The organism is Providencia rettgeri (assembly GCF_041075285.1).
In the GTDB taxonomy this organism is placed as follows: Bacteria; Pseudomonadota; Gammaproteobacteria; order Enterobacterales; family Enterobacteriaceae; genus Providencia; species Providencia rettgeri_G.
Window position 1 is genome coordinate 685136 of sequence record NZ_CP163512.1, and the last position, 19097, is coordinate 704232.

17 protein-coding genes, 1 other RNA gene and 1 pseudogene are annotated in these 19097 nt (G+C 42.0%); 12 read left to right on the plus strand and 7 right to left on the minus strand.

Translation table 11 applies throughout. The features are described from left to right. The first annotated feature begins 286 nt into the window (after positions 1-286). Both AB6N04_RS03015 and acnB read left to right on the plus strand, forming a co-directional pair. Positions 287-637, plus strand: coding sequence for a VOC family protein (locus tag AB6N04_RS03015; RefSeq protein ID WP_369310454.1), 351 nt, complete (start codon positions 287-289; stop codon positions 635-637). Positions 638-1081: 444 nt separating this feature from the next. Beyond that, positions 1082-3679, plus strand: a complete 2598-nt coding sequence (gene acnB / locus AB6N04_RS03020; protein ID WP_369310455.1) for a bifunctional aconitate hydratase 2/2-methylisocitrate dehydratase — start codon at positions 1082-1084, stop codon at positions 3677-3679. Positions 3680-3792: 113 nt separating this feature from the next. Here acnB and AB6N04_RS03025 read toward each other — a convergent pair whose 3' ends face one another. Then, positions 3793-4710: a DUF1266 domain-containing protein gene (locus AB6N04_RS03025; protein WP_369310456.1), complete on the minus strand. Its 918-nt coding sequence runs from the start codon at positions 4708-4710 to the stop codon at positions 3793-3795. 162 nt (positions 4711-4872) lie between these two features. Then, positions 4873-5263: pseudogene (locus AB6N04_RS03030) on the minus strand (VOC family protein). A 180-nt stretch (positions 5264-5443) separates the two neighbouring features. Between AB6N04_RS03030 and AB6N04_RS03035 the strand changes: the two are divergent. From AB6N04_RS03035 to AB6N04_RS03050, 4 genes are all read left to right on the plus strand, one after another. Next, entirely contained in the window at positions 5444-5809 is a 366-nt protein-coding gene (locus AB6N04_RS03035; protein ID WP_369310457.1) for a YacL family protein, read from the plus strand. A 141-nt stretch (positions 5810-5950) separates the two neighbouring features. Then, entirely contained in the window at positions 5951-6817 is an 867-nt protein-coding gene (gene mscS, locus AB6N04_RS03040; RefSeq protein WP_369310458.1) for a small-conductance mechanosensitive channel MscS, read from the plus strand. 334 nt (positions 6818-7151) lie between these two features. Next, a complete protein-coding gene (gene argO, locus AB6N04_RS03045; protein WP_369310460.1) occupies positions 7152-7784 on the plus strand; it encodes an arginine exporter ArgO in 633 nt (210 codons plus the stop codon). Between the two features lie 155 nt (positions 7785-7939). Then, positions 7940-8671 carry an oxidative stress defense protein gene (locus AB6N04_RS03050; RefSeq protein ID WP_369310461.1) on the plus strand — a complete coding sequence of 244 codons (732 nt, stop codon included), beginning with the start codon at positions 7940-7942 and terminating at the stop codon, positions 8669-8671. Here the strand turns inward: AB6N04_RS03050 and AB6N04_RS03055 are convergent. Next, entirely contained in the window at positions 8668-9582 is a 915-nt protein-coding gene (locus tag AB6N04_RS03055; RefSeq protein WP_369310462.1) for a LysR family transcriptional regulator ArgP, read from the minus strand. The genes AB6N04_RS03050 and AB6N04_RS03055 overlap by 4 nt on opposite strands. 193 nt (positions 9583-9775) lie before the next feature. Here AB6N04_RS03055 and rpiA point away from each other — a divergent pair, with 193 nt between their 5' ends. Beyond that, a complete protein-coding gene (gene rpiA / locus AB6N04_RS03060) occupies positions 9776-10444 on the plus strand; it encodes a ribose-5-phosphate isomerase RpiA (RefSeq protein WP_369310463.1) in 669 nt (222 codons plus the stop codon). A 500-nt stretch (positions 10445-10944) separates the two neighbouring features. Then, on the plus strand, positions 10945-12195 hold the full coding sequence (gene serA, locus AB6N04_RS03065; RefSeq protein WP_369310464.1) for a phosphoglycerate dehydrogenase: 1251 nt from the start codon (positions 10945-10947) through the stop codon (positions 12193-12195). Positions 12196-12241: 46 nt separating this feature from the next. Here serA and AB6N04_RS03070 read toward each other — a convergent pair whose 3' ends face one another. The 3 genes from AB6N04_RS03070 to zapA form a co-directional block, all read right to left on the minus strand. Continuing rightward, on the minus strand, positions 12242-12832 hold the full coding sequence (locus AB6N04_RS03070) for a 5-formyltetrahydrofolate cyclo-ligase (protein WP_369310465.1): 591 nt from the start codon (positions 12830-12832) through the stop codon (positions 12242-12244). Positions 12833-12965: 133 nt separating this feature from the next. After that, positions 12966-13147, minus strand: a non-coding RNA gene (ssrS, locus tag AB6N04_RS03075) — 6S RNA. A 111-nt stretch (positions 13148-13258) separates the two neighbouring features. Next, on the minus strand, positions 13259-13588 hold the full coding sequence (gene zapA, locus AB6N04_RS03080) for a cell division protein ZapA (protein WP_004913067.1): 330 nt from the start codon (positions 13586-13588) through the stop codon (positions 13259-13261). Positions 13589-13727: 139 nt separating this feature from the next. Here zapA and AB6N04_RS03085 point away from each other — a divergent pair, with 139 nt between their 5' ends. From AB6N04_RS03085 to ubiI, 4 genes are all read left to right on the plus strand, one after another. After that, a complete protein-coding gene (locus AB6N04_RS03085; RefSeq protein ID WP_369310467.1) occupies positions 13728-14306 on the plus strand; it encodes a YecA family protein in 579 nt (192 codons plus the stop codon). A gap of 164 nt (positions 14307-14470) precedes the next feature. After that, on the plus strand, positions 14471-15802 hold the full coding sequence (gene pepP, locus AB6N04_RS03090) for a Xaa-Pro aminopeptidase (protein WP_369310468.1): 1332 nt from the start codon (positions 14471-14473) through the stop codon (positions 15800-15802). 38 nt (positions 15803-15840) lie between these two features. Further along, positions 15841-17019, plus strand: coding sequence for a 2-octaprenyl-6-methoxyphenyl hydroxylase (ubiH, locus tag AB6N04_RS03095; protein WP_369310469.1), 1179 nt, complete (start codon positions 15841-15843; stop codon positions 17017-17019). Between the two features lie 24 nt (positions 17020-17043). Next, complete coding sequence (gene ubiI, locus AB6N04_RS03100; protein ID WP_369310470.1) at positions 17044-18273, plus strand: FAD-dependent 2-octaprenylphenol hydroxylase; 1230 nt, start codon at positions 17044-17046, stop codon at positions 18271-18273. A gap of 76 nt (positions 18274-18349) precedes the next feature. Here the strand turns inward: ubiI and AB6N04_RS03105 are convergent, their stop codons facing one another. Further along, entirely contained in the window at positions 18350-18925 is a 576-nt protein-coding gene (locus AB6N04_RS03105; protein WP_369310471.1) for an NleF caspase inhibitor, read from the minus strand. Positions 18926-19097 lie beyond the last annotated feature (172 nt).

Consider the following 19097-nt stretch of genomic DNA (forward strand, 5'->3'; position numbering starts at 1 on the left):
TCCGGAAAATATGTAGCTTGCTAAATTTTCTGTTTAATTAGTTTTAGGTCAATAAAAAATTCCTTAGATTAACCTGTAAATAGTTCTGCATATTTACAGGTTCAATATATCAGCTATTCTTCGCTATTTATCTGAAAAAATATAATATAATCTGACTTGATGACGTTAATGGTGTAAGTAATGGCAGATCTGTTCATTGTTTAAACTTCATCTGTATCTACTAGCTTCGCTCATTCGTGTAAACTAAACAGAATAATTCATCTAAACATATCAATAAGAAAGTTCAATGAAACTAAAACCGACTGCAATTTTAATTCACGTACCTGATGTTCAAGCAGGTTTGGCTTGGTACCAACAAGCTTTTCCACAAGCTAGAGCAGAATATCTACCGGAATTCGATTTCACCTTATTACATGTCGAGGACTTCACGATTGAGGTGGTGCAAGCGGATGAAAAAGTCAGTGAAGGTAAAAAAGGGACTGTATTGTATTGGCAAGTCGATAATTTTGATTTAGCTTTTGAGCATTTCACTCAGTTAGGGGCTAAGTGCTATCGCGGACCGATGTTAATCGATTGTAGCAACCGCATGTGCCAGTTTGTTGATCCCTTCGGAAACTTGCTTGGAATTAAAGGTTAATAAAATCAATTAAATCCTTTAAAAAAATTTAAACCAATCGCAATGATTTACCTTATCAATTAATAATATAAATAAAATAGCGATAGAAAATATAATTTGTGATTGCTGATGAAAAAAGGCACTAATTAGGGTGCGTTAAATTCGAAAATGCATTATAAAAAGTATGGTTTTCTCAGCGTTTTATGATGATAAATAGTATCTTAAGCTGAAAACTAACCCGTAATTAAGCGTTAAGGCGTAAAGTTAGCAGATAAATGTTACTTTCTTGTGAATGAATTAACATTACGGTTAAATTCTGCTATGCTGAGAGCCCGAAGCTGGGCATAATTTTACTGCCATTGAGATTATGCGAGCAAATTCCTCTGACCTGGCACCGGATGATAATTTTGTCAGTTTGGTGCAGACAGCCGGGTATATAAATAACAAAGAAGCGAGGAGAACGTCGTGCTAGAAGAATACCGTAAGCACGTAGCCGAGCGTGCCGCTCAAGGGATTGTCCCTAAGCCATTAGATGCGTCACAAGTAGCTGCACTGGTAGAGTTACTGAAAAACCCACCCAAAGGTGAAGAAGATTTCTTGTTAGACCTGCTGACCAACCGCGTTCCCCCTGGTGTTGATGAAGCAGCGTACGTAAAAGCTGGATTTTTAGCCGCTATCGCAAAAGGCGAAACTTCCTCCCCTCTGATCTCCCCTGAAAAAGCCATTGAACTGTTAGGTACTATGCAGGGTGGATATAATATCCATGCACTGATTGAAGCGCTGGATGATGCTAAATTAGCACCTATCGCCGCAAAAGCCCTTTCCCACACTTTATTAATGTTTGATAACTTCTATGATGTAGAAGAAAAAGCGAAGGCGGGAAATGTACACGCGAAGCAAGTTATTGAATCATGGGCTAACGCTGATTGGTTCAAAGAACGTCCTGAATTAGCAGAAAAAATGACCGTTACGGTCTTTAAAGTGACCGGTGAAACGAATACTGATGACTTATCACCTGCGCCAGATGCATGGTCACGTCCAGATATTCCTCTGCATGCGCTAGCAATGTTGAAAAACCCGCGTGACGGTATCGTGCCGGATGAGGCGGGCAGTATCGGTCCAATCAAACAAATCGAAGCATTGAGTAAAAAAGGCTTCCCACTGGCTTATGTTGGTGATGTGGTGGGGACTGGTTCTTCGCGTAAATCTGCGACTAACTCCGTGTTGTGGTTTATGGGTGATGATATCCCATTTGTACCTAATAAACGCGGCGGCGGTGTGGTATTAGGCGGTAAAATCGCGCCTATCTTCTTTAATACTATGGAAGATGCGGGGGCACTGCCAATCGAAGTGGATGTGTCTAAACTGAATATGGGTGATGTGATTGATATCTATCCATTTAAAGGTGAAGTCCGTAACCACGAAACCAATGAATTACTCGAAACGTTTGAATTAAAAACAGATGTATTGATTGATGAAGTACGTGCAGGCGGTCGTATTCCATTGATTATCGGTCGTGGTTTAACCAGCAAAGCGCGTGAATCATTAGGTTTAGAAGCGACAGATGTGTTCCGTCATGCGAAATCCGTTGCACAAAGCAATCGTGGCTTCTCATTGGCACAAAAAATAGTTGGTCGCGCTTGTGGTCGCCCAGGTATTCGTCCTGGCGAGTATTGTGAGCCGAAAATGACTTCAGTCGGTTCGCAAGATACGACTGGGCCAATGACACGTGATGAGTTAAAAGACTTAGCGTGCTTAGGCTTCTCTGCAGATTTAGTAATGCAGTCATTCTGCCATACAGCAGCCTATCCAAAACCCGTTGACGTAACCACTCACCACACATTGCCAGACTTTATTATGAATCGCGGTGGTGTTTCTCTGCGTCCGGGTGATGGGATTATCCACTCTTGGTTAAACCGTATGTTGCTACCGGATACCGTTGGTACTGGCGGTGACTCTCATACGCGTTTCCCAATTGGTATTTCATTCCCTGCGGGTTCAGGTCTGGTTGCATTCGCTGCGGCTACAGGGGTTATGCCTCTGGATATGCCTGAATCTGTACTAGTTCGCTTTAAAGGCGAAATGCAGCCGGGTATCACATTACGTGATCTTGTCCATGCCATCCCACTGTATGCAATTAAAGATGGTCTGCTGACAGTTGAGAAAAAAGGTAAGAAAAATATTTTCTCTGGCCGTATTTTAGAAATTGAAGGTTTGCCTGAGCTAAAAGTAGAACAAGCGTTTGAACTGGCAGATGCCTCTGCTGAGCGTTCAGCGGCAGGTTGCACGATCAAACTGGATAAAGCCCCTATCATTGAATATCTGCAATCGAATATCGTCCTGTTAAAATGGATGATCGCAGAAGGCTACGGTGATCGTCGTACTATCGAACGTCGTATTAAGGGCATGGAAAATTGGTTAGCGGATCCTCAACTGCTTGAAGGTGATGCAGATGCGGAATACGCGGCAGTGATTGAAATTGACCTCAATGAAATCAAAGAGCCCATTTTATGTGCACCAAATGACCCTGATGATGCGCGTTTGCTGTCTGATGTGCAAAACGAGAAAATCGATGAAGTGTTTATCGGTTCTTGTATGACTAACATCGGCCATTTCCGTGCCGCAGGTAAGCTGTTGGATTCTCATAAAGGCCAGTTACCAACACGTTTATGGGTTGCGCCACCAACCAAGATGGATGCAGCACAATTAACCGAAGAGGGTTATTACAGCGTATTTGGTAAGAGTGGGGCGCGAATTGAAGTGCCGGGCTGTTCGCTCTGTATGGGTAACCAAGCTCGCGTCGCTGATGGTGCAACGGTTGTTTCAACGTCAACGCGTAACTTCCCTAACCGTTTAGGTACAGGGGCGAATGTGTATCTGGCATCGGCAGAGTTAGCTGCTGTTGCATCACTATTAGGTCGTTTACCTACGCCTGCTGAATACCTGCAATATATGGATAAAGTGGACGAAACCGCGGCAGATACCTACCGCTATCTGAACTTTGACCAGTTATCACAATATACCGAAAAAGCGGATGGCGTGATTTTCCAAACCGCAGTATAAAGCTTAACTAACAGCGAGTTTTATGTGTATACAACCCCAGTAATGATGTTATTGCTGGGGTTTTTTACGTATTTTAGTTTATGATTTAACCCGCGTTTATTTAATATAAATTTTTAACTATTTAAAGATTTAGGGAGTAAGCGGTAAGATATGCGAGCTTCTATATCGGGTAACGAAACGGGTGTTCCATCTTCATAAGTAAAGCCTAACCCTGCAACAGCTCGGGTAAATGAATCTAGGTTAAGGCTTGGTAAATCCATTTCCCAATTTTCTTGAGTGGTTGGGAAGCGCTCATCCGCCAAGATTTCTTTAATTTTATCAGCAAAGTCCTGCTGATCTTCCGTCCAAGTCGTATCCGTTGCAGCCCAAAACCAGCGAGTATTGACAAAGCTCATCCAAAAATCGTCCCAGCTACTATAGATACGCTTGATCATTGATGTTGTGATCAATGACCAATCTTGAGCTTCTTGCTTAGTGATATAACCTGCCCGGCAGCCATCGAGGCATAATTTACTAAAGCGGGTAAAGTCCCACGCGATATATTTTACGTCGCGGATCCCATTGATATTATTAATCATCATTTCAACTTGCCACAGTTGTTCCCGCTTATTTTCTTCACTATCTTCTGAATTTTTTATCTCTTGAGTGAGTACCTCTAACTCATATTCATCGGCATATGCCACACGATCGCGAAGAGTATAGTAAGCGTCTGTATGACCAGAGGTGATGAGTATATATAATTGATAAATTAAGTCGTAACGATTAGTGATCCCCCATGCTTGTTTTAAACCACCATCATGCGGGCCAGGTTCATAATCATTGTAGGCGTGCCCATTAAAGCAGGAATAGGGTAAATTTAAAAATAGCCCCCATTCTTCGGGTTGTAGTGGTTTCACCTCTAATGAATCGAGTTCGCTGGTTGAGTATAGGGAAGGAGGGCTTTGTTCTCGTTTCTTTCTCGTTTTTTTATTGCTAAATACAGCCCAAGTTAGACCGAGAACAGCACCTACGGCGATAGTGATGACTGACATATGACTCTCATTAATTTTTCAAATTCAAATATAGAAATCTTTCAAATAATTATCTGAATAACTATTTTTCATTTGAGTTGTAATTTACATCTTAAGTGAAATAAAAGCGAATATATCGGAAGTATTTTGTTTTTTGTCGCTTTAATAAAGCCATCATTGACTCTATTTACTATCAGATTCAAGGTACTGGGAAATTTCTATTAAAGTTAAGTCGAAATCTCGTAGATAAATTGACACGATTGAGCCAGTAGCCCATGTCCACTTAACAGGTCCTTCGATAATTTCTATGCTCGGTAGCTGAATATGTGCTTGGATTTCAACAAGCGGTTTTTCGCTAATAAAGCATAAATCCAGCGATCTGGGTACAGGCAAATGCGCTTTAGGTTCGAATTCTTTATCATATTGATGAATATTGATTTTTTTGTCCAAATTACAGGGCAAAACGCTGTTCCCCAAAAGTCACTACCGACATTTTTAAAACGCGTTGGTAGAAACCAAGGCAAGCATCAAGATGAGTTGTGGTGAGGACTAAATGGTTTAAGGGATTGATCATTGGCACTCTTATTCAAACGTTCATATTATTTGTCTTAATTTTAAGCGAACTTAATTAATGCTGCTTTGAATCTCATACCTTTATTGAAATATCGCGCAATAGCCGTTAATACCTCTCAACAAACTTAATTATCTCGCGTTATACTGAACCGTAACGACGCAAAGAGTAGAGGTATTGCATATGGACTACCAATTTTTCCAAGATATTACCGGAGTCATCTCCGCAAAATTCTCGATGGATCATGAGGCGATTGGATATTGGCTGAATGAAGAGGTCAAAAATGACCTTAGTCTGCTTGATACTATCGAAGAGAACTATGAAAAAATAAAGGGCAGTGAAAAACAGTGGGAACTGATTGGGCATGAATATACACTGCTGCTTGATGATGAAGAGGTGATGATTAGAGCGAATCAATTGTCATTTGAAACAGAGGGTCTCGAAGAGGGGATGAGTTACTACGATAATGAAAGCGTTGCTTTTTGTGGTATTGATGACTTCCTATTAATGTTAAAGGACTATCGTCAATTTGTTATCGAAAATCGATAAATTAATTTTTTTTAGTGATAAGTTTTGTGTTTTAACAAATTATCGCTATTATTTGCAGTGAATGGCTTGCTAATTGCCGTTTTAGTGCATCAATGGCGAGTAGAGTATATTTTTGATAACAAAAGCAAAAGGGATAATTATATGAATGCTGATGATGTTACAGGTGCGTTGAATGATGCAACGAATTGGTTTGTCACAAACCAAGATCTGTTAGTTCAGTATGTTGTGAATATCGTTTCGGCTATCATCATCCTGATTGTGGGTATGATGATTGCTAAATGGGTCGGTCGTGGCTTGCATCGTGTGATGACCATGAAAGGCATCGACACAACAGTAAGTGACTTTTTATCAGCGATTGCCCGTTATACTATTGTTGCGTTTACCTTAATTGCTGTTTTAGGCAAAATTGGTGTTCAAACGGCTTCCGTGATTGCCGTTATGGGGGCCGCAGGTTTAGCCGTTGGTTTAGCATTACAAAATTCACTGGGTAACTTTGCCGCAGGTGTACTGCTGGTGGTATTTAGACCTCTGAAAGCTGGGGAATATGTGTCTATCGGTGCGGTTGAAGGCACAGTGCAAAATGTACAAATTTTTTCTACTACACTAAAAACGGCGGATGACCGGATCATTGTTATCCCGAATGGTAAGATAATAGCGGATAACATTATCAATACAACGCGCGAGCCAAACCGCCGTCAGGATATAATTGTGGGTGTGGCTTATGATTCTGATATCGATGTGGTAAAAAAAGTATTAGGGGACATTGTTGCTGCGGATAGCCGTATTCAGCATAGTAAAGGAGTTATTATTCGTTTGCATGATATGGCACCTTCCTCATTAAACTACTTAGTGCGTTTTTGGACAACGAATGGCGATGCATGGCCAGTATATTGGGATCTGTTAGAAGCCTTTAAACGTGCATTAGATAAGCACAATATTGGTATCCCATTCCCACAAATGGATGTACATTTACATCAACAGGGTTCACAGACCAATAAAATTCAATAGATGTATTGTTAGTTAGACATGAAAAATGGCGCAATTTATAGCGCCATTTGAGGTTGTTGACAAAGTGGGATAAAAGCGTGGTTTTTCCCACTTTGTGTTATTAGGCGAAAATCAACATATTGATTTTCCTTATTTTTTCAAAACCTATCCACCCTGCCGCCAAACATGTTATGTTTGTCAGCAGTCTGAATGGCGCAATTTATAGCGCCATTTTTTGCATATCGCCCAATCCTATAAGTCTTGCTTATGGCCTATTAGAGTTAATCATTTCCACTGATAATAATTCATCGTTATTATTCATGCAGTTGAGTTGAATAATTATTAGGGTTTTTGCATGTTTACAACATATATACAAGGTGCGCTACTGGGTGCTGCAATGATTTTACCTATAGGGCCACAAAATGCTTTTGTTTTACAACAAGGTAGTCGTAAACAGTTTCATATGATGAGTGCATTTCTATGCGCTTTAAGTGATACAGTGCTAATTATTGGCGGGGTATTTGGTGGCAGTGCATTATTAAGCCAATCTGAAATATTGATGCAGTTAATCACATGGGCGGGTGTTATTTTTTTAGCATGGTATGGCTACGGTGCATTTTGCACCGCACTTAGCCCCGATGATGTCATATTGCGAGCGGAAAATAAGGTCAGTACTCGCTGGAAAGTGATTGCGACATTGTTTGCGGTAACTTGGTTAAACCCCCATGTTTATTTAGATACTTTTGTGGTCCTTGGCAGCGTAGGCGGGCAGTTAGAGAGCCAGTTTCGCCCTTGGTTTACAGCGGGAGCATTAACAGCTTCTTTTGTATGGTTTTTTGCTTTAGCAATTTTGGCAGCATGGTTTTCACCTGTATTGAACAAGCCTCGTTCACAGCGAATTATCAATATTTTTGTGGGTACGGTGATGTGGTTCATCGCAATTCAATTGGCAATACAAGGGCTTAAAGGTTTAGGTTTGATATCCTAATGACAATATAACCTCAACAGAATGATAAATGTGGTGAATTTCTTACTATTCTGATCTGCACTTTTTTTATGATGTGTTACTGTTAATTTGTACTCGGGATAGTTTATGGTGAACTGTCCCTTTTTTAGCGACAAATTATTGTATTGGGAGGTTCTGTGAAATTAAAATCTTTAGTTCTCGCTGCCATGGTGGCAGGTACAGCGGTTCCTACCCTGTCATTGGCTGACGCGTTACCGAATGGTCCCCACATTACGACATCGGGTAATGCTGTCGTGAAAGCGACGCCAGATATGGCAACATTGAATATTGTTGTTGAGGTGACGGCTAAAGACGCAGCGTCGGCAAAAGCCGCAGTCGACAAACGCGTTGCGGAGTATTTCGAATTTTTAAAGAAAAATGGAATAGAGAAACAGGACATTAATGCAGCTAATGTGCGCACGCAGCCAAAATATGATTACAGTAGCGTAAAACAAAAATCGACGATTGAAGGTTATACGGCGATTCGTTCAGTGGAAGTGAAAGTGACTAAACTCGACCAACTGAATACATTGTTAGACGGTGCGTTAGCCGCAGGTTTAAATGATATTAATTCCGTGCAGTTTGGCGTGGTGAACCCAGAGCAGTATCGCGATGCGGCGCGCACCCAAGCTATCAAAAATGCAACCGAGCAAGCTAATGTGCTTGCAAAAGGGTTTAATGCTCAATTAGGTCCTGTGTATAGCATTAATTATAATGCACCTGCTGCGGTGCCGTATCCAGTGGCGGCAAGAGCCTATGGGGGTAAGATGAAATCGGCCGTTCAAGATCTCAATATTGATGAGACCTATGAACAGCAGAGTATTGATTTTAATGACCAAGTTGACGTGGTTTTTGAGCTAAAACGCTAATCGTTAATTGCGATATCATCTTCTTGTTTTAACATCTGGCGTCCTGTTTTTAATAGGGCGTCAGTCACTTTTCTCATTGTCCGGCTTTCTGGCGCAAAACGGTGCCAGTACAGCATGCGTCGTTGGCATAATCCTGGCGTTAAATCGACTAATTCACGATTTTCTAACTCTTGAGCAATTTGTAAGTGTGGGATCATACAACAGGTAGATCCTTGTTTAGCTAATTGCACAAAGGCCTCTGATGAATTAACGATATGACAAGGAACACTGCCCGGTGATAAGTCAAAGTTTTGCTGCACAAACGCTTGGTGCATATCATCCAAGTGGTCAAATGCCACTGCAGGTGCCTTCAATAAGGAAGAGCGAGTGACGCCATTAGGGAAATACTTGGCAGCGAAATCAGGCGAAGCAACAAAGATATAATCTAATGCGCCCAACTTATCGACTAGGCAGCCCGGTAAAGCCTGTGGCTGGATACTGATTGCGCCGACAACTTCACCGCGTCTTAGACGTTCTTGGGTGCGTGTCTCGTCTTCCACTTGGATATTCAATCGGATAGGACTATTGCCTAACACAGGATTGAGCGCCGGGAGGAACCAGGTTGCTAAACTGTCGGCGTTGACCGCAAGGGAAAGCAACAATGGGGTAGAGCCTGTATTTTCGTCTCCGAGCCATTGTTCTTCCAACAATTCAACTTGATGAAGCAGTGCTAACAGCTTTTGGCCTTGTTCGGTCGGCTTTGGCGGGACGGTTCGTACCAGCAAAGGTTGGCCAAATAAGTTTTCTAGCTGTTTTATCCGTTGTGAAACAGCGGATTGTGTAATGCATAGCTTCTGAGCTGCACGCTCAAAGCCGCGTTCGCGGATAACGGCATCCAGTGCTTGTAATGCGCGATAATCGGGGCGCTTCATCAAAAAGTCTCCTTGTTGTTATTCTGCTAAGCACTATGCCATATTTTTATTGATAACACCTGCAATTATTGCGGGCACTCGACAAATCGCAAGAAGTCACGCACAAATGCACAGAACAACACTGCAACTTATTGCTTGCTCGGTATATACTAATAGAAGATTAGGTCTCAATTAAATAGCAAAAGGCATAAGCATGACGCAGGATGAATTAAAAAAAGCGGTGGGTTGGGCTGCACTTGAGTACGTTAAGCCGGGCACGATTGTCGGTGTCGGAACTGGGTCGACCGCATCGCACTTTATTGATGCATTAGCCACAATAAAAGGGCAAATTGAAGGTGCCGTTTCTAGCTCCGAAGCTTCTACGCAAAAACTCAAATCATTGGGTATTCCTGTTTTTGATTGTAATGAAGTGGATTCATTAGATGTGTATGTTGATGGCGCAGACGAAGTTGACCACCATATGAACATGATCAAAGGAGGTGGTGCTGCGTTAACTCGTGAAAAAATTGTCTCTGCGATTGCCAAAACGTTTGTCTGCATCGTTGACCAATCAAAACTTGTCGATGTATTAGGTAAGTTCCCCTTGCCTGTTGAAGTGATCCCAATGGCCCGTAGCTATGTGGCGCGTGAATTGGTGAAACTGGGAGGGACTCCTGAATATCGCCAAAACGTGGTCACTGATAACGGCAACGTGATTTTAGATGTTCACAATTTAACGATTGTTGATCCGGTGGCATTAGAAAACACTATCAACGGTATCGCTGGGGTTGTGACTGTTGGTCTATTTGCCAACCGTGGTGCTGATATTGTCCTGATGGGCACAACGGATGCAGGTGTCAAAACGATTAAATTGCCATCGTAGTGACTGACGATGAATTGATTTGTTTAGTCTATAAGCCAGCAAGCGATTTAGCTGCTGGCTTTTTTTATCCGATGCGCCTTATCTCCCCGTTCTTCTGAGCTGCACAGGGCAGAATCAATGCTCGGACTGGAGGCAGCGATCACGAAACAGTTTTATAAATATCATTAATTTAAAATTTATTTCATTTTTTTTAATATCCCGTTATTTTGGTGATATATCTCACATTAATATGCATTGTGCAGGAAAAATCCTTATTTTGTGTTACTGCTCCTGATTTTCTGCCATTTAACTTCTTTTTCTTCGCGCTTTTTAGCATCTTTTAAGCAAACGGTTGTATTGATACTGCGCAGAATTTTGCTATGTTGGTATACGCTTTTCATACTTCAAGGTAGATGAATGTGCTGGTATGAATATGCCTTGAATTATGTTGAGAAAAGTTATTAGTCAAACAAGCAAATTCATCTGTCACAAATTAAAAACGTTCACGATAGGGTAGGGAAATGGTTAAGGTATCTTTGCAAAAAGACAAAATTAAATTTTTACTGCTAGAAGGTGTTCACCAAAGCGCGGTCGATAACCTAAAAGCCGCGGGTTACACCAATATTGAATATCATAAAAGTGCATTATCCGATGAAGAATTAAAACAAGCGATTAAAGATGCGCGTTTTGTGGGTATTCGTTCCCGTACTCATTTAACTGAAGAAATTTTTGCTGCGGCAGAAAAATTAGTGGCCGTGGGATGTTTCTGTATCGGAACCAACCAAGTGGATCTGGATGCCGCTGCAAAACGCGGTATCCCTGTCTTTAACGCACCTTTCTCAAATACCCGTTCTGTTGCTGAAATGGTATTAGGTCAGTTATTACTGCTATTACGTCGTATACCTGAAGCCAATATGCAAGCACACCGTGGCATTTGGGAAAAACAAGCGAAAGGCTGTTTTGAAGCGCGCGGTAAACGCCTTGGTATTGTTGGATATGGTCATATCGGTACTCAGCTGGGGATCTTGGCGGAAGGTATTGGTATGAATGTTTTCTTCTATGATATTGAAAACAAACTGCCTTTAGGTAATGCAACGCAAGTTCGTTCTTTGACTGAGCTGCTTAATATGAGTGATGTCGTCAGCCTGCATGTGCCAGAAACAGCCAGCACGAAAAATATGTTTGGCAAAGCGCAGTTTGACCGCATGAAACCAGGCTCTATTTTTATCAACGCGTCGCGTGGTACTGTGGTGGAGATCCCTGCATTGGCTGCGGCGCTGGAAAGCAAGCATTTATCGGGGGCAGCGGTTGACGTCTTCCCAAGTGAACCTGCGGCAAATAATGATCCAAATGATCCTTTTGTTTCTGAGCTGATTAAATTCGATAATGTGATTTTAACGCCTCACATTGGTGGCTCTACTGAAGAAGCCCAAGAAAACATAGGATTAGAAGTTGCAAGTAAACTGGCAAAATATTCAGATAACGGTTCAACGCTTTCTGCGGTTAACTTCCCGGAAGTTTCTTTGCCTGTACATACTGAAGACACTAACCGCTTCTTGCATATCCATGAAAATCGCCCAGGTATTTTGAATAGCATCAACCAAGTGTTTACTGAAAGCAATATTAACGTGGTTGGTCAATATTTGCGGACATCGGGTAATGTTGGTTACGTCGTCATTGATGTCATGATGCAGACACCAAATCAAACAGATGAAGCGTTACAAAAACTCAAAGATCTGCCAGGTACTATTCGTGCACGCCTGTTGTTCTAATTTTGCCTAACACGTTTTATTTTTGATGATATGGCGCAGGTATTGCTTACCAGCGCCATATTTTTTTCGGAGTAATAATTTCGGGTAATGGGATATCCCAATGCGCGGCGGGCAGTTGCTCAACAAGTTGGCAATCATGAGCTAGCCCTATTGGATAAAAACCCCGTTGTTGCCAATTCGCCAATGTCCTATCGTAAAAGCCTCCCCCCATACCTAGGCGTTGTCCATAGCTATCAAATGCCACTAATGGGATTAACATTACATCAAGTTGCTCTGGCGGCAGGACATCACGTACATCTAATGGGGGCTCTGCAATGTTAAAGCGATTGTTGACCAGTTGTGTATCTGGGCGATAGTGAAGAAAAAGTAAGTGATGGGCACTAACAGGGTGCAAAACAGGTAGATAAACCTGTTTATTTTGTTGCCATAAAGCATCAATAAGTGGCTGCGTATTGATTTCACCATCGAACGATAAGAAGAGGGCGATGTTTTTTGCCTGCACAATTTTAGGATGTTGCAAGGCATTGACCTTAGCCTGTTCAGCGGCTATGTGTTGTTGTTCAGGTGTTAACTGACGGCGAGCTTGCCGAATTGCTTGGCGGATATGTTGGCGTTGTGCGGAGTGTGTGTCTTGCATATAAATAACCTACATTAAACGGCGATAGGAAATAGCAATATTTAAAGCAGTATATCGCAAGCTTAGAGATAGTGTTGGTTAATAATCGGGTTTCAAAGATTTAATTGATTGAAATACAGCGAGATAAATATAGGGGGTCTCCAAGATGCCGTTGTAGACTGTAACCCTTGAACCCTTGGTTCAAGGTGAACGCAGTTTAGCAACCTTTAGGCTTCCTGAACGGATCAGGCATGCTCACCAGCGCAATAACCACATTCTATTTAGTTGAAATATCGGCTCAGGGGACTCGCCCACTCACGCGCATCTCAGAGAAATTTGGTTTGAGAACTTATTGTTACTCAGTGATTTCATTGTACGAAACTAGATTTAAAATGCAACCCTAATTTTGTATATTTTTTTCTACTAGTGTTTGATTAATAAGCAGATTTACTCTAAGGGCAATACTTGTCTCTCAGTGATCTTAACCTGATCGTGCAACGCTTGTTCAATTGTATGTTGCAACATTTTTATCTTCTCTTCCATATTATAAGCATAATCCCGCGTTTTTGTCTTTTCTTGTGCTAATTCGTGACAGACGTTCAATGCTACGATAAAAATAAGTTGTTCCATATTAGTCACGCCGCTTCTATCTTTCAGATTTTGCAAGCGTTGTTCTAACTCTTTAGCCGACTCAAGAAGGGCCTCTTTTTGTTCTGATGGGCAATTAACACGCATTGAACGGCCAAAAATTTGAATGTCGACAGGTTGTGCGGACATGAAACCTCCATACTGAATAATATTCGCCATAAATAGGGTCGTATTTGGCGCAATTAATAGATAAGACAAAAGCATACTGGTTAGCGGCTACCCTTGATGGTAGCATATCACGAATCATAAGCTAACATGACGAATTCAGATGTCTATACAAAAAACTTTACCAAACTATGAAACACTGGACAAACTACTACAACAGCACTCAATCGCACTTACTGCGGCGGAAATCCATGGTTTAATAACCGGGCTAATCTGTGGTGGGAGCCGTGAGCATGGCTGGCAAACCCTCGTTCACGACCTTGCTAACGATGGTTTAGCATTTCCACAAACAGTTGCTCAACCGCTGCGTGAGCTGTTCGATGTTACCTTTGAAGCCCTTGATGACAGCGAATTTGCTTTTACTATGTTATTTCCTGATGAAGACGCTTCGATATTTGACCATGCTGATGCACTTGCTGGTTGGGTTAACCATTTTTTACTTGGTATTGGTGTGACACAGCCTAACTTGGCAGATAAAAAAGAAATCAGCGAAGTGATTACAGATTTGCGCAATATTGGGATGCTTGGTTACGATGAAGATGAAGACCAAGAAGAACTCGAGCAGGCGCTAGAAGAAGTGGTTGAGTATGTGAGAGTGGCTGTACAATTATGTTATATCGCGTTGGTAGAGCCGAAAAAAGGCCCAACTGCCGTTGAGAATAACAAGCCGATCCTCCACTAATTGCGACTCGCTTGTTATTTAGCACAAGTGACTTTGGTTTACCGATAGGTAAAGTGAAGTTATTTTCAGTTGGTTTTAATCAGTGTTAAATCATTATCGTCGCACATATTGCTGTTCGCAGTATGTTAGCAACCTAATAATTCAGATGATAAGGCAAAAACGGTATGAATAAACAGGAATTTATTGTTCGTCGCAACGCATTATTAGCTCAAATGCAAGCAGGGAGTGCGGCAATTATTTTTTCTGCCCCCCCTGCGCAGCGTAATGCTGATTGCGAATACCCGTATCGTCAACACAGTGATTTTCTGTATTTGACGGGGTTTAGTGAGCCAGAAGCGGTATTAGTGCTGATTAAAAGCGACGAAAGACATAGTCATACCGTTCTTTTTAACCGTGTTCGTGATTTAACTGCTGAAATCTGGTTTGGTCGCCGCTTGGGGCAAGACGCTGCACCAGAAAAACTGGGTATTGATAAAGCATTACCTTTTAATGAGATTGAAGAGCAACTTTATCAATTATTTAATGGATTGGATGTGATTTACCATGCTCAGGGTGAGTTTGCTTATGCTGATAAGCTGGTGTTTGATGCGCTAGAAACTTTACGTAAAGGCAGTCGTCGAAATCTCCGTGCGCCACAAACGATGATCGATTGGCGTCCAATTGTGCATGAAATGCGTCTGTTCAAATCTGAGGCAGAGCTGAATGCGATGCGCGAGGCGGGGCGTATTTCTGCGTTAGCCCATATTCGTGCCATGGAAACCTGCCGTCCAAATATGTATGAATATCAACTCTGTGGTGAATTAGAACATGAGTTTACTCGTCATGGGGCGCGTTTTCCTTCTTATAACTCTATCGTTGGTAGTGGCGAAAATGCCTGTATTTTGCATTACACCGAAAATGAATGCCAAATGAAAGACGGCGAGTTGGTGTTAATTGATGCGGGAGCGGAGTTTGACGGCTATGCAGGGGACATCACCCGCACTTTCCCCGTAAATGGTAAATTTAGTCAAGCGCAACGTGAAGTTTATGCTATTGTCCTCAAAGCGTTAGAGACAGCACTCTCACTATATCGTCCCGGTACTAGCATCCCTGAAGTGACGCGCGAAGTTGTGCGGATTAAAACGCAAGGATTAGTGGAGCTTGGAATTTTACAAGGCGATGTCGATCAATTGATCGAAAACAAAGCATATCAAGCCTTCTTTATGCATGGTTTAAGTCATTGGTTAGGGTTAGATGTACATGACGTTGGTTTCTATGGCGCAGATCGTGACCGTAAGTTAGAAGTTGGAATGGTGTTAACCGTTGAACCCGGCTTATATATCGCGCCTGATGCAGACGTACCACCACAATATCGGGGTATCGGCATTCGTATTGAAGACGATATTGTGATCACTGAAGATGGTAATGAAAACTTAACGGACTTAGTCGTCAAAGATCCTGATGAAATTGAAGCCCTAATGGCCGCAGCAAAACAGCGTTTAGGGTCGATGTGTTAACAGTAAAAGGTTAATCATAAAAAGGTAATAAACAACCCATGAATGTGATCATCGTGGGTGGAGGAATGGCAGGGGCGACACTTGCACTGGCCATTTCTTCACTTAGCCAAGGAAAATTATCGGTTTCACTAATCGAGGCCTCTTTACCTGAAGGTAAACACCCCGGATTCGATGCACGTGCTATCGCATTAGCCCATGGTACGTGCCAATATTTAGCAAAAATAGGGGTATGGCCAGCGTTTACCGATTGTGTTACGCCGATTACTCACGTTCACGTATCTGATCGTGGGCACGCAGGCTTTGTGAATATCAACGCAAATGATTATCATATTCCCGCACTTGGCAATGTGATTGAACTACACGAAGCGGGGACTCGTCTATTTTCTTTATTACGAAAGGCACCGGGGGTAACGCTGCATTGCCCTGCCAAAGTTGAAAAAATTCACCGTGAGCAAGATTCTGTGACGGTGATATTAGATACTGGTGAGACAGTAAGCGGTGCACTGTTAGTTGCTGCAGATGGTAGCCATTCTTTAGTGGGTAAAGCATGTAATATGCAATGGCAGCAAGATGATTACGGTCAAGTGGCTATCATCGCTAATGTGAAAACCGCCATAGACCCCAAAGGCCAAGCTTTTGAACGTTTTACCGAATTTGGGCCATTGGCATTACTGCCGATGTCTCATGGTCGTAGCTCATTAGTTTGGTGCCATCATCAAGAACACGTAGATACAATTACGGCTTGGGATGATGCAACCTTTATCAATAAATTGCAGACAGCATTTGGTTGGCGTTTAGGCAAAATTGAGGTAGCTGGTACACGCCACTGTTATCCGCTGGCACTGCGTAAAGCGCTTAATCCTGTAAGTCACCGAGTTGTATTAGTTGGTAATGCTGCACAAACTTTACACCCCATCGCTGGGCAAGGTTTTAACCTTGGTATCCGCGATGTAATGCAATTGGCGAAAATTGTGGTGAAAGCCCATAGGGAGCAGCAAGATATTGGGCGTTATGCGTTATTAAGCCAGTATCAACAAGCTCGAGCCATAGATAGAGAAAAAACCGTTACCATGACAGATGGCTTAGTTCGTGTATTTGCTAATCGCTGTATCCCATTAATAGTGGGGCGAAATTTAGGTTTAATGGCAATGGAGATGTTGCCGCCTGTGCGCGATGTTTTGGCTCGTCAAACATTAGGCTGGGTTGTTCACCAATAACCACGAAATAAAGAGGAAAAAAGTATGCAATCGTTTGATGTGGTTATCGCCGGTGGTGGCATGGTGGGGCTTGCCCTTGCATGTGGCCTTGAAGGAAGCGGCCTACGTGTTGCAGTAGTGGAGAATCATCCACCTAAAAAAATCTTTTCAGCATCGGAACCCTATGCATTACGGGTATCCGCGATTAATGCGGCAAGTGAAAAATTGTTAACCCATTTAGGCGTTTGGTCAACGATTAAAAGCATGAGAGCCGCAGCCTATCACGGCATGGAAGTGTGGGATAATAACAGCTTCGGTCGTATTACATTTTCAGCACAAGAGCGCAACCTTACCCATTTGGGGCATATAGTTGAAAATAATGTGGTGCGCGATGCATTGTGGCAAAAGGCCTCTGAATTGCGTGATGTAACATTATTAGCGCCAGCAACGCTTAAAAAAGTGGTTTGGGGTGAAAATGATGTGTTTATCACGTTAGATGATGAAAGCATGCTAACCGCAAGGTTAATTGTTGGTGCTGATGGGGCTGGTTCATGGCTACGTAGCCACGCTGATATTCCGCTAACTTTTTGGGATTACGAACATACTGCGCTGGTGGCCACTATTCGCACAGAAAAACCGCATGGGGATATTGCACGTCAATCCTTTGACGGTGAAGGTATTTTAGCATTCTTACCACTGCCGGACCCCCATCTGTGTTCTATTGTTTGGTCACAACCTGCAACGGAAGCTGCAAGACGTCAAGGGCTGGATAAAACCGATTTTAATAAAGAATTGGCGGTTGCTTTTGATGTACAGTTGGGGCTTTGCCAAGTGGAAAGTGATCGTATGACTATTCCTCTAACAGGGCGTTATGCACGGCAGTTTGCGGCTCAGCGCTTAGCGTTACTGGGCGATGCTGCTCATACTATTCACCCACTTGCAGGGCAAGGTGTTAACCTTGGGTTTATGGATGTGGCAATGTTAATGGGTGAAATTAAGCGTTTACATCGTGAAGGTAAAGATTTTGGCCAATATTTTTATTTACGCGATTATGAACGTAGCCGCAAACATAGCGCTGCCTTGATGTTAGCGGGTATGCAAGGTTTCCGTGAATTATTTGACGGAAATAATCCAGCCAAAAAACTGTTGCGGGATATTGGGCTAGTGCTGGCGGATAGCTTACCTGGCGTAAAACCACAGTTATTAAACCACGCAATGGGGCTCTTTGATATGCCAAAGTGGCTTGAAGAATTACAGCTTGAAACGGTCGAATAGCCGTATTTTAATTGAGAAGAAGGACTGCAAAGGAAGTCCTTCTTCTTGTATATTATATGCGCAATATTTGGTGTTGTTAGCCGAACTGGAGAGAGCCGCGATTATAGGTTAAGTCAGGCAGGTTTGCTGATTTACCTTTGGCTAATTCTGTAAGCGCTTGTATGTCACCGTATACTCGACCACTATGATGTGGGGCTACCATTTTTATAATTGAGAAATTAAGGTTATTTGGTAAAGAGCTTAATTCATTTTCACATTGGTAATAGTGAACTAATGCTCTAATGTACCCATCACGCTCAAAATCAGTATACCCATCCGCCATACGACCATATACCCTATCCGTACCATCATTTTCCACCGTAAAGTAATGGTTTCTCATCCATTGAATATCATCAGCTAATTGCTTCGCCATTTGTTTTATTTCATGGGTTAATTTCTTTGACTGAGAAATGGAATCTGTCTCTTTGAGTTTGTGAATCAATGTAGACATCGATTTTTCTTCTGCTTCTGTAGGCATGTGATTTGCACTCAGCGCTGTTACAAAAGAATGTTGATGGCTTTCTATGTGCTTTTGCGGAATAAAACTCTGTGTGTTGTATTCGCTGAACTGGTTGAAATAAACGTTATCTTTGGCTTTGCTAACTTGAAACATAATTGTTCATCCTTTACGTGATATATAACATTTTTCCTTATTGCCAGTTAATTATCCTGATTTTAACATTGAAAAATATCATATTTCGCCAAACGAATGTTTTTTGAACTATATGTGTTTTATTGTTCATCATGACTGAGAAAAACTAATCACATCACTTTTTCGCATTAGT

Bases quoted from the DNA above. Each gene is read 5' to 3' on its own strand.
- AB6N04_RS03015 (WP_369310454.1), top strand. From the start codon at position 287: ATGAAACTAAAACCGACTGCAATTTTAATTCACGTACCTGATGTTCAA.
- AB6N04_RS03025 (WP_369310456.1), bottom strand. From the start codon at position 4,710: ATGTCAGTCATCACTATCGCCGTAGGTGCTGTTCTCGGTCTAACTTGG.
- AB6N04_RS03035 (WP_369310457.1), top strand. From the start codon at position 5,444: ATGGACTACCAATTTTTCCAAGATATTACCGGAGTCATCTCCGCAAAA.
- mscS (WP_369310458.1), top strand. From the start codon at position 5,951: ATGAATGCTGATGATGTTACAGGTGCGTTGAATGATGCAACGAATTGG.
- argO (WP_369310460.1), top strand. From the start codon at position 7,152: ATGTTTACAACATATATACAAGGTGCGCTACTGGGTGCTGCAATGATT.
- AB6N04_RS03055 (WP_369310462.1), bottom strand. From the start codon at position 9,582: ATGAAGCGCCCCGATTATCGCGCATTACAAGCACTGGATGCCGTTATC.
- rpiA (WP_369310463.1), top strand. From the start codon at position 9,776: ATGACGCAGGATGAATTAAAAAAAGCGGTGGGTTGGGCTGCACTTGAG.
- serA (WP_369310464.1), top strand. From the start codon at position 10,945: ATGGTTAAGGTATCTTTGCAAAAAGACAAAATTAAATTTTTACTGCTA.
- AB6N04_RS03070 (WP_369310465.1), bottom strand. From the start codon at position 12,832: ATGCAAGACACACACTCCGCACAACGCCAACATATCCGCCAAGCAATT.
- zapA (WP_004913067.1), bottom strand. From the start codon at position 13,588: ATGTCCGCACAACCTGTCGACATTCAAATTTTTGGCCGTTCAATGCGT.
- AB6N04_RS03085 (WP_369310467.1), top strand. From the start codon at position 13,728: ATGTCTATACAAAAAACTTTACCAAACTATGAAACACTGGACAAACTA.
- pepP (WP_369310468.1), top strand. From the start codon at position 14,471: ATGAATAAACAGGAATTTATTGTTCGTCGCAACGCATTATTAGCTCAA.
- ubiH (WP_369310469.1), top strand. From the start codon at position 15,841: ATGAATGTGATCATCGTGGGTGGAGGAATGGCAGGGGCGACACTTGCA.
- ubiI (WP_369310470.1), top strand. From the start codon at position 17,044: ATGCAATCGTTTGATGTGGTTATCGCCGGTGGTGGCATGGTGGGGCTT.
- AB6N04_RS03105 (WP_369310471.1), bottom strand. From the start codon at position 18,925: ATGTTTCAAGTTAGCAAAGCCAAAGATAACGTTTATTTCAACCAGTTC.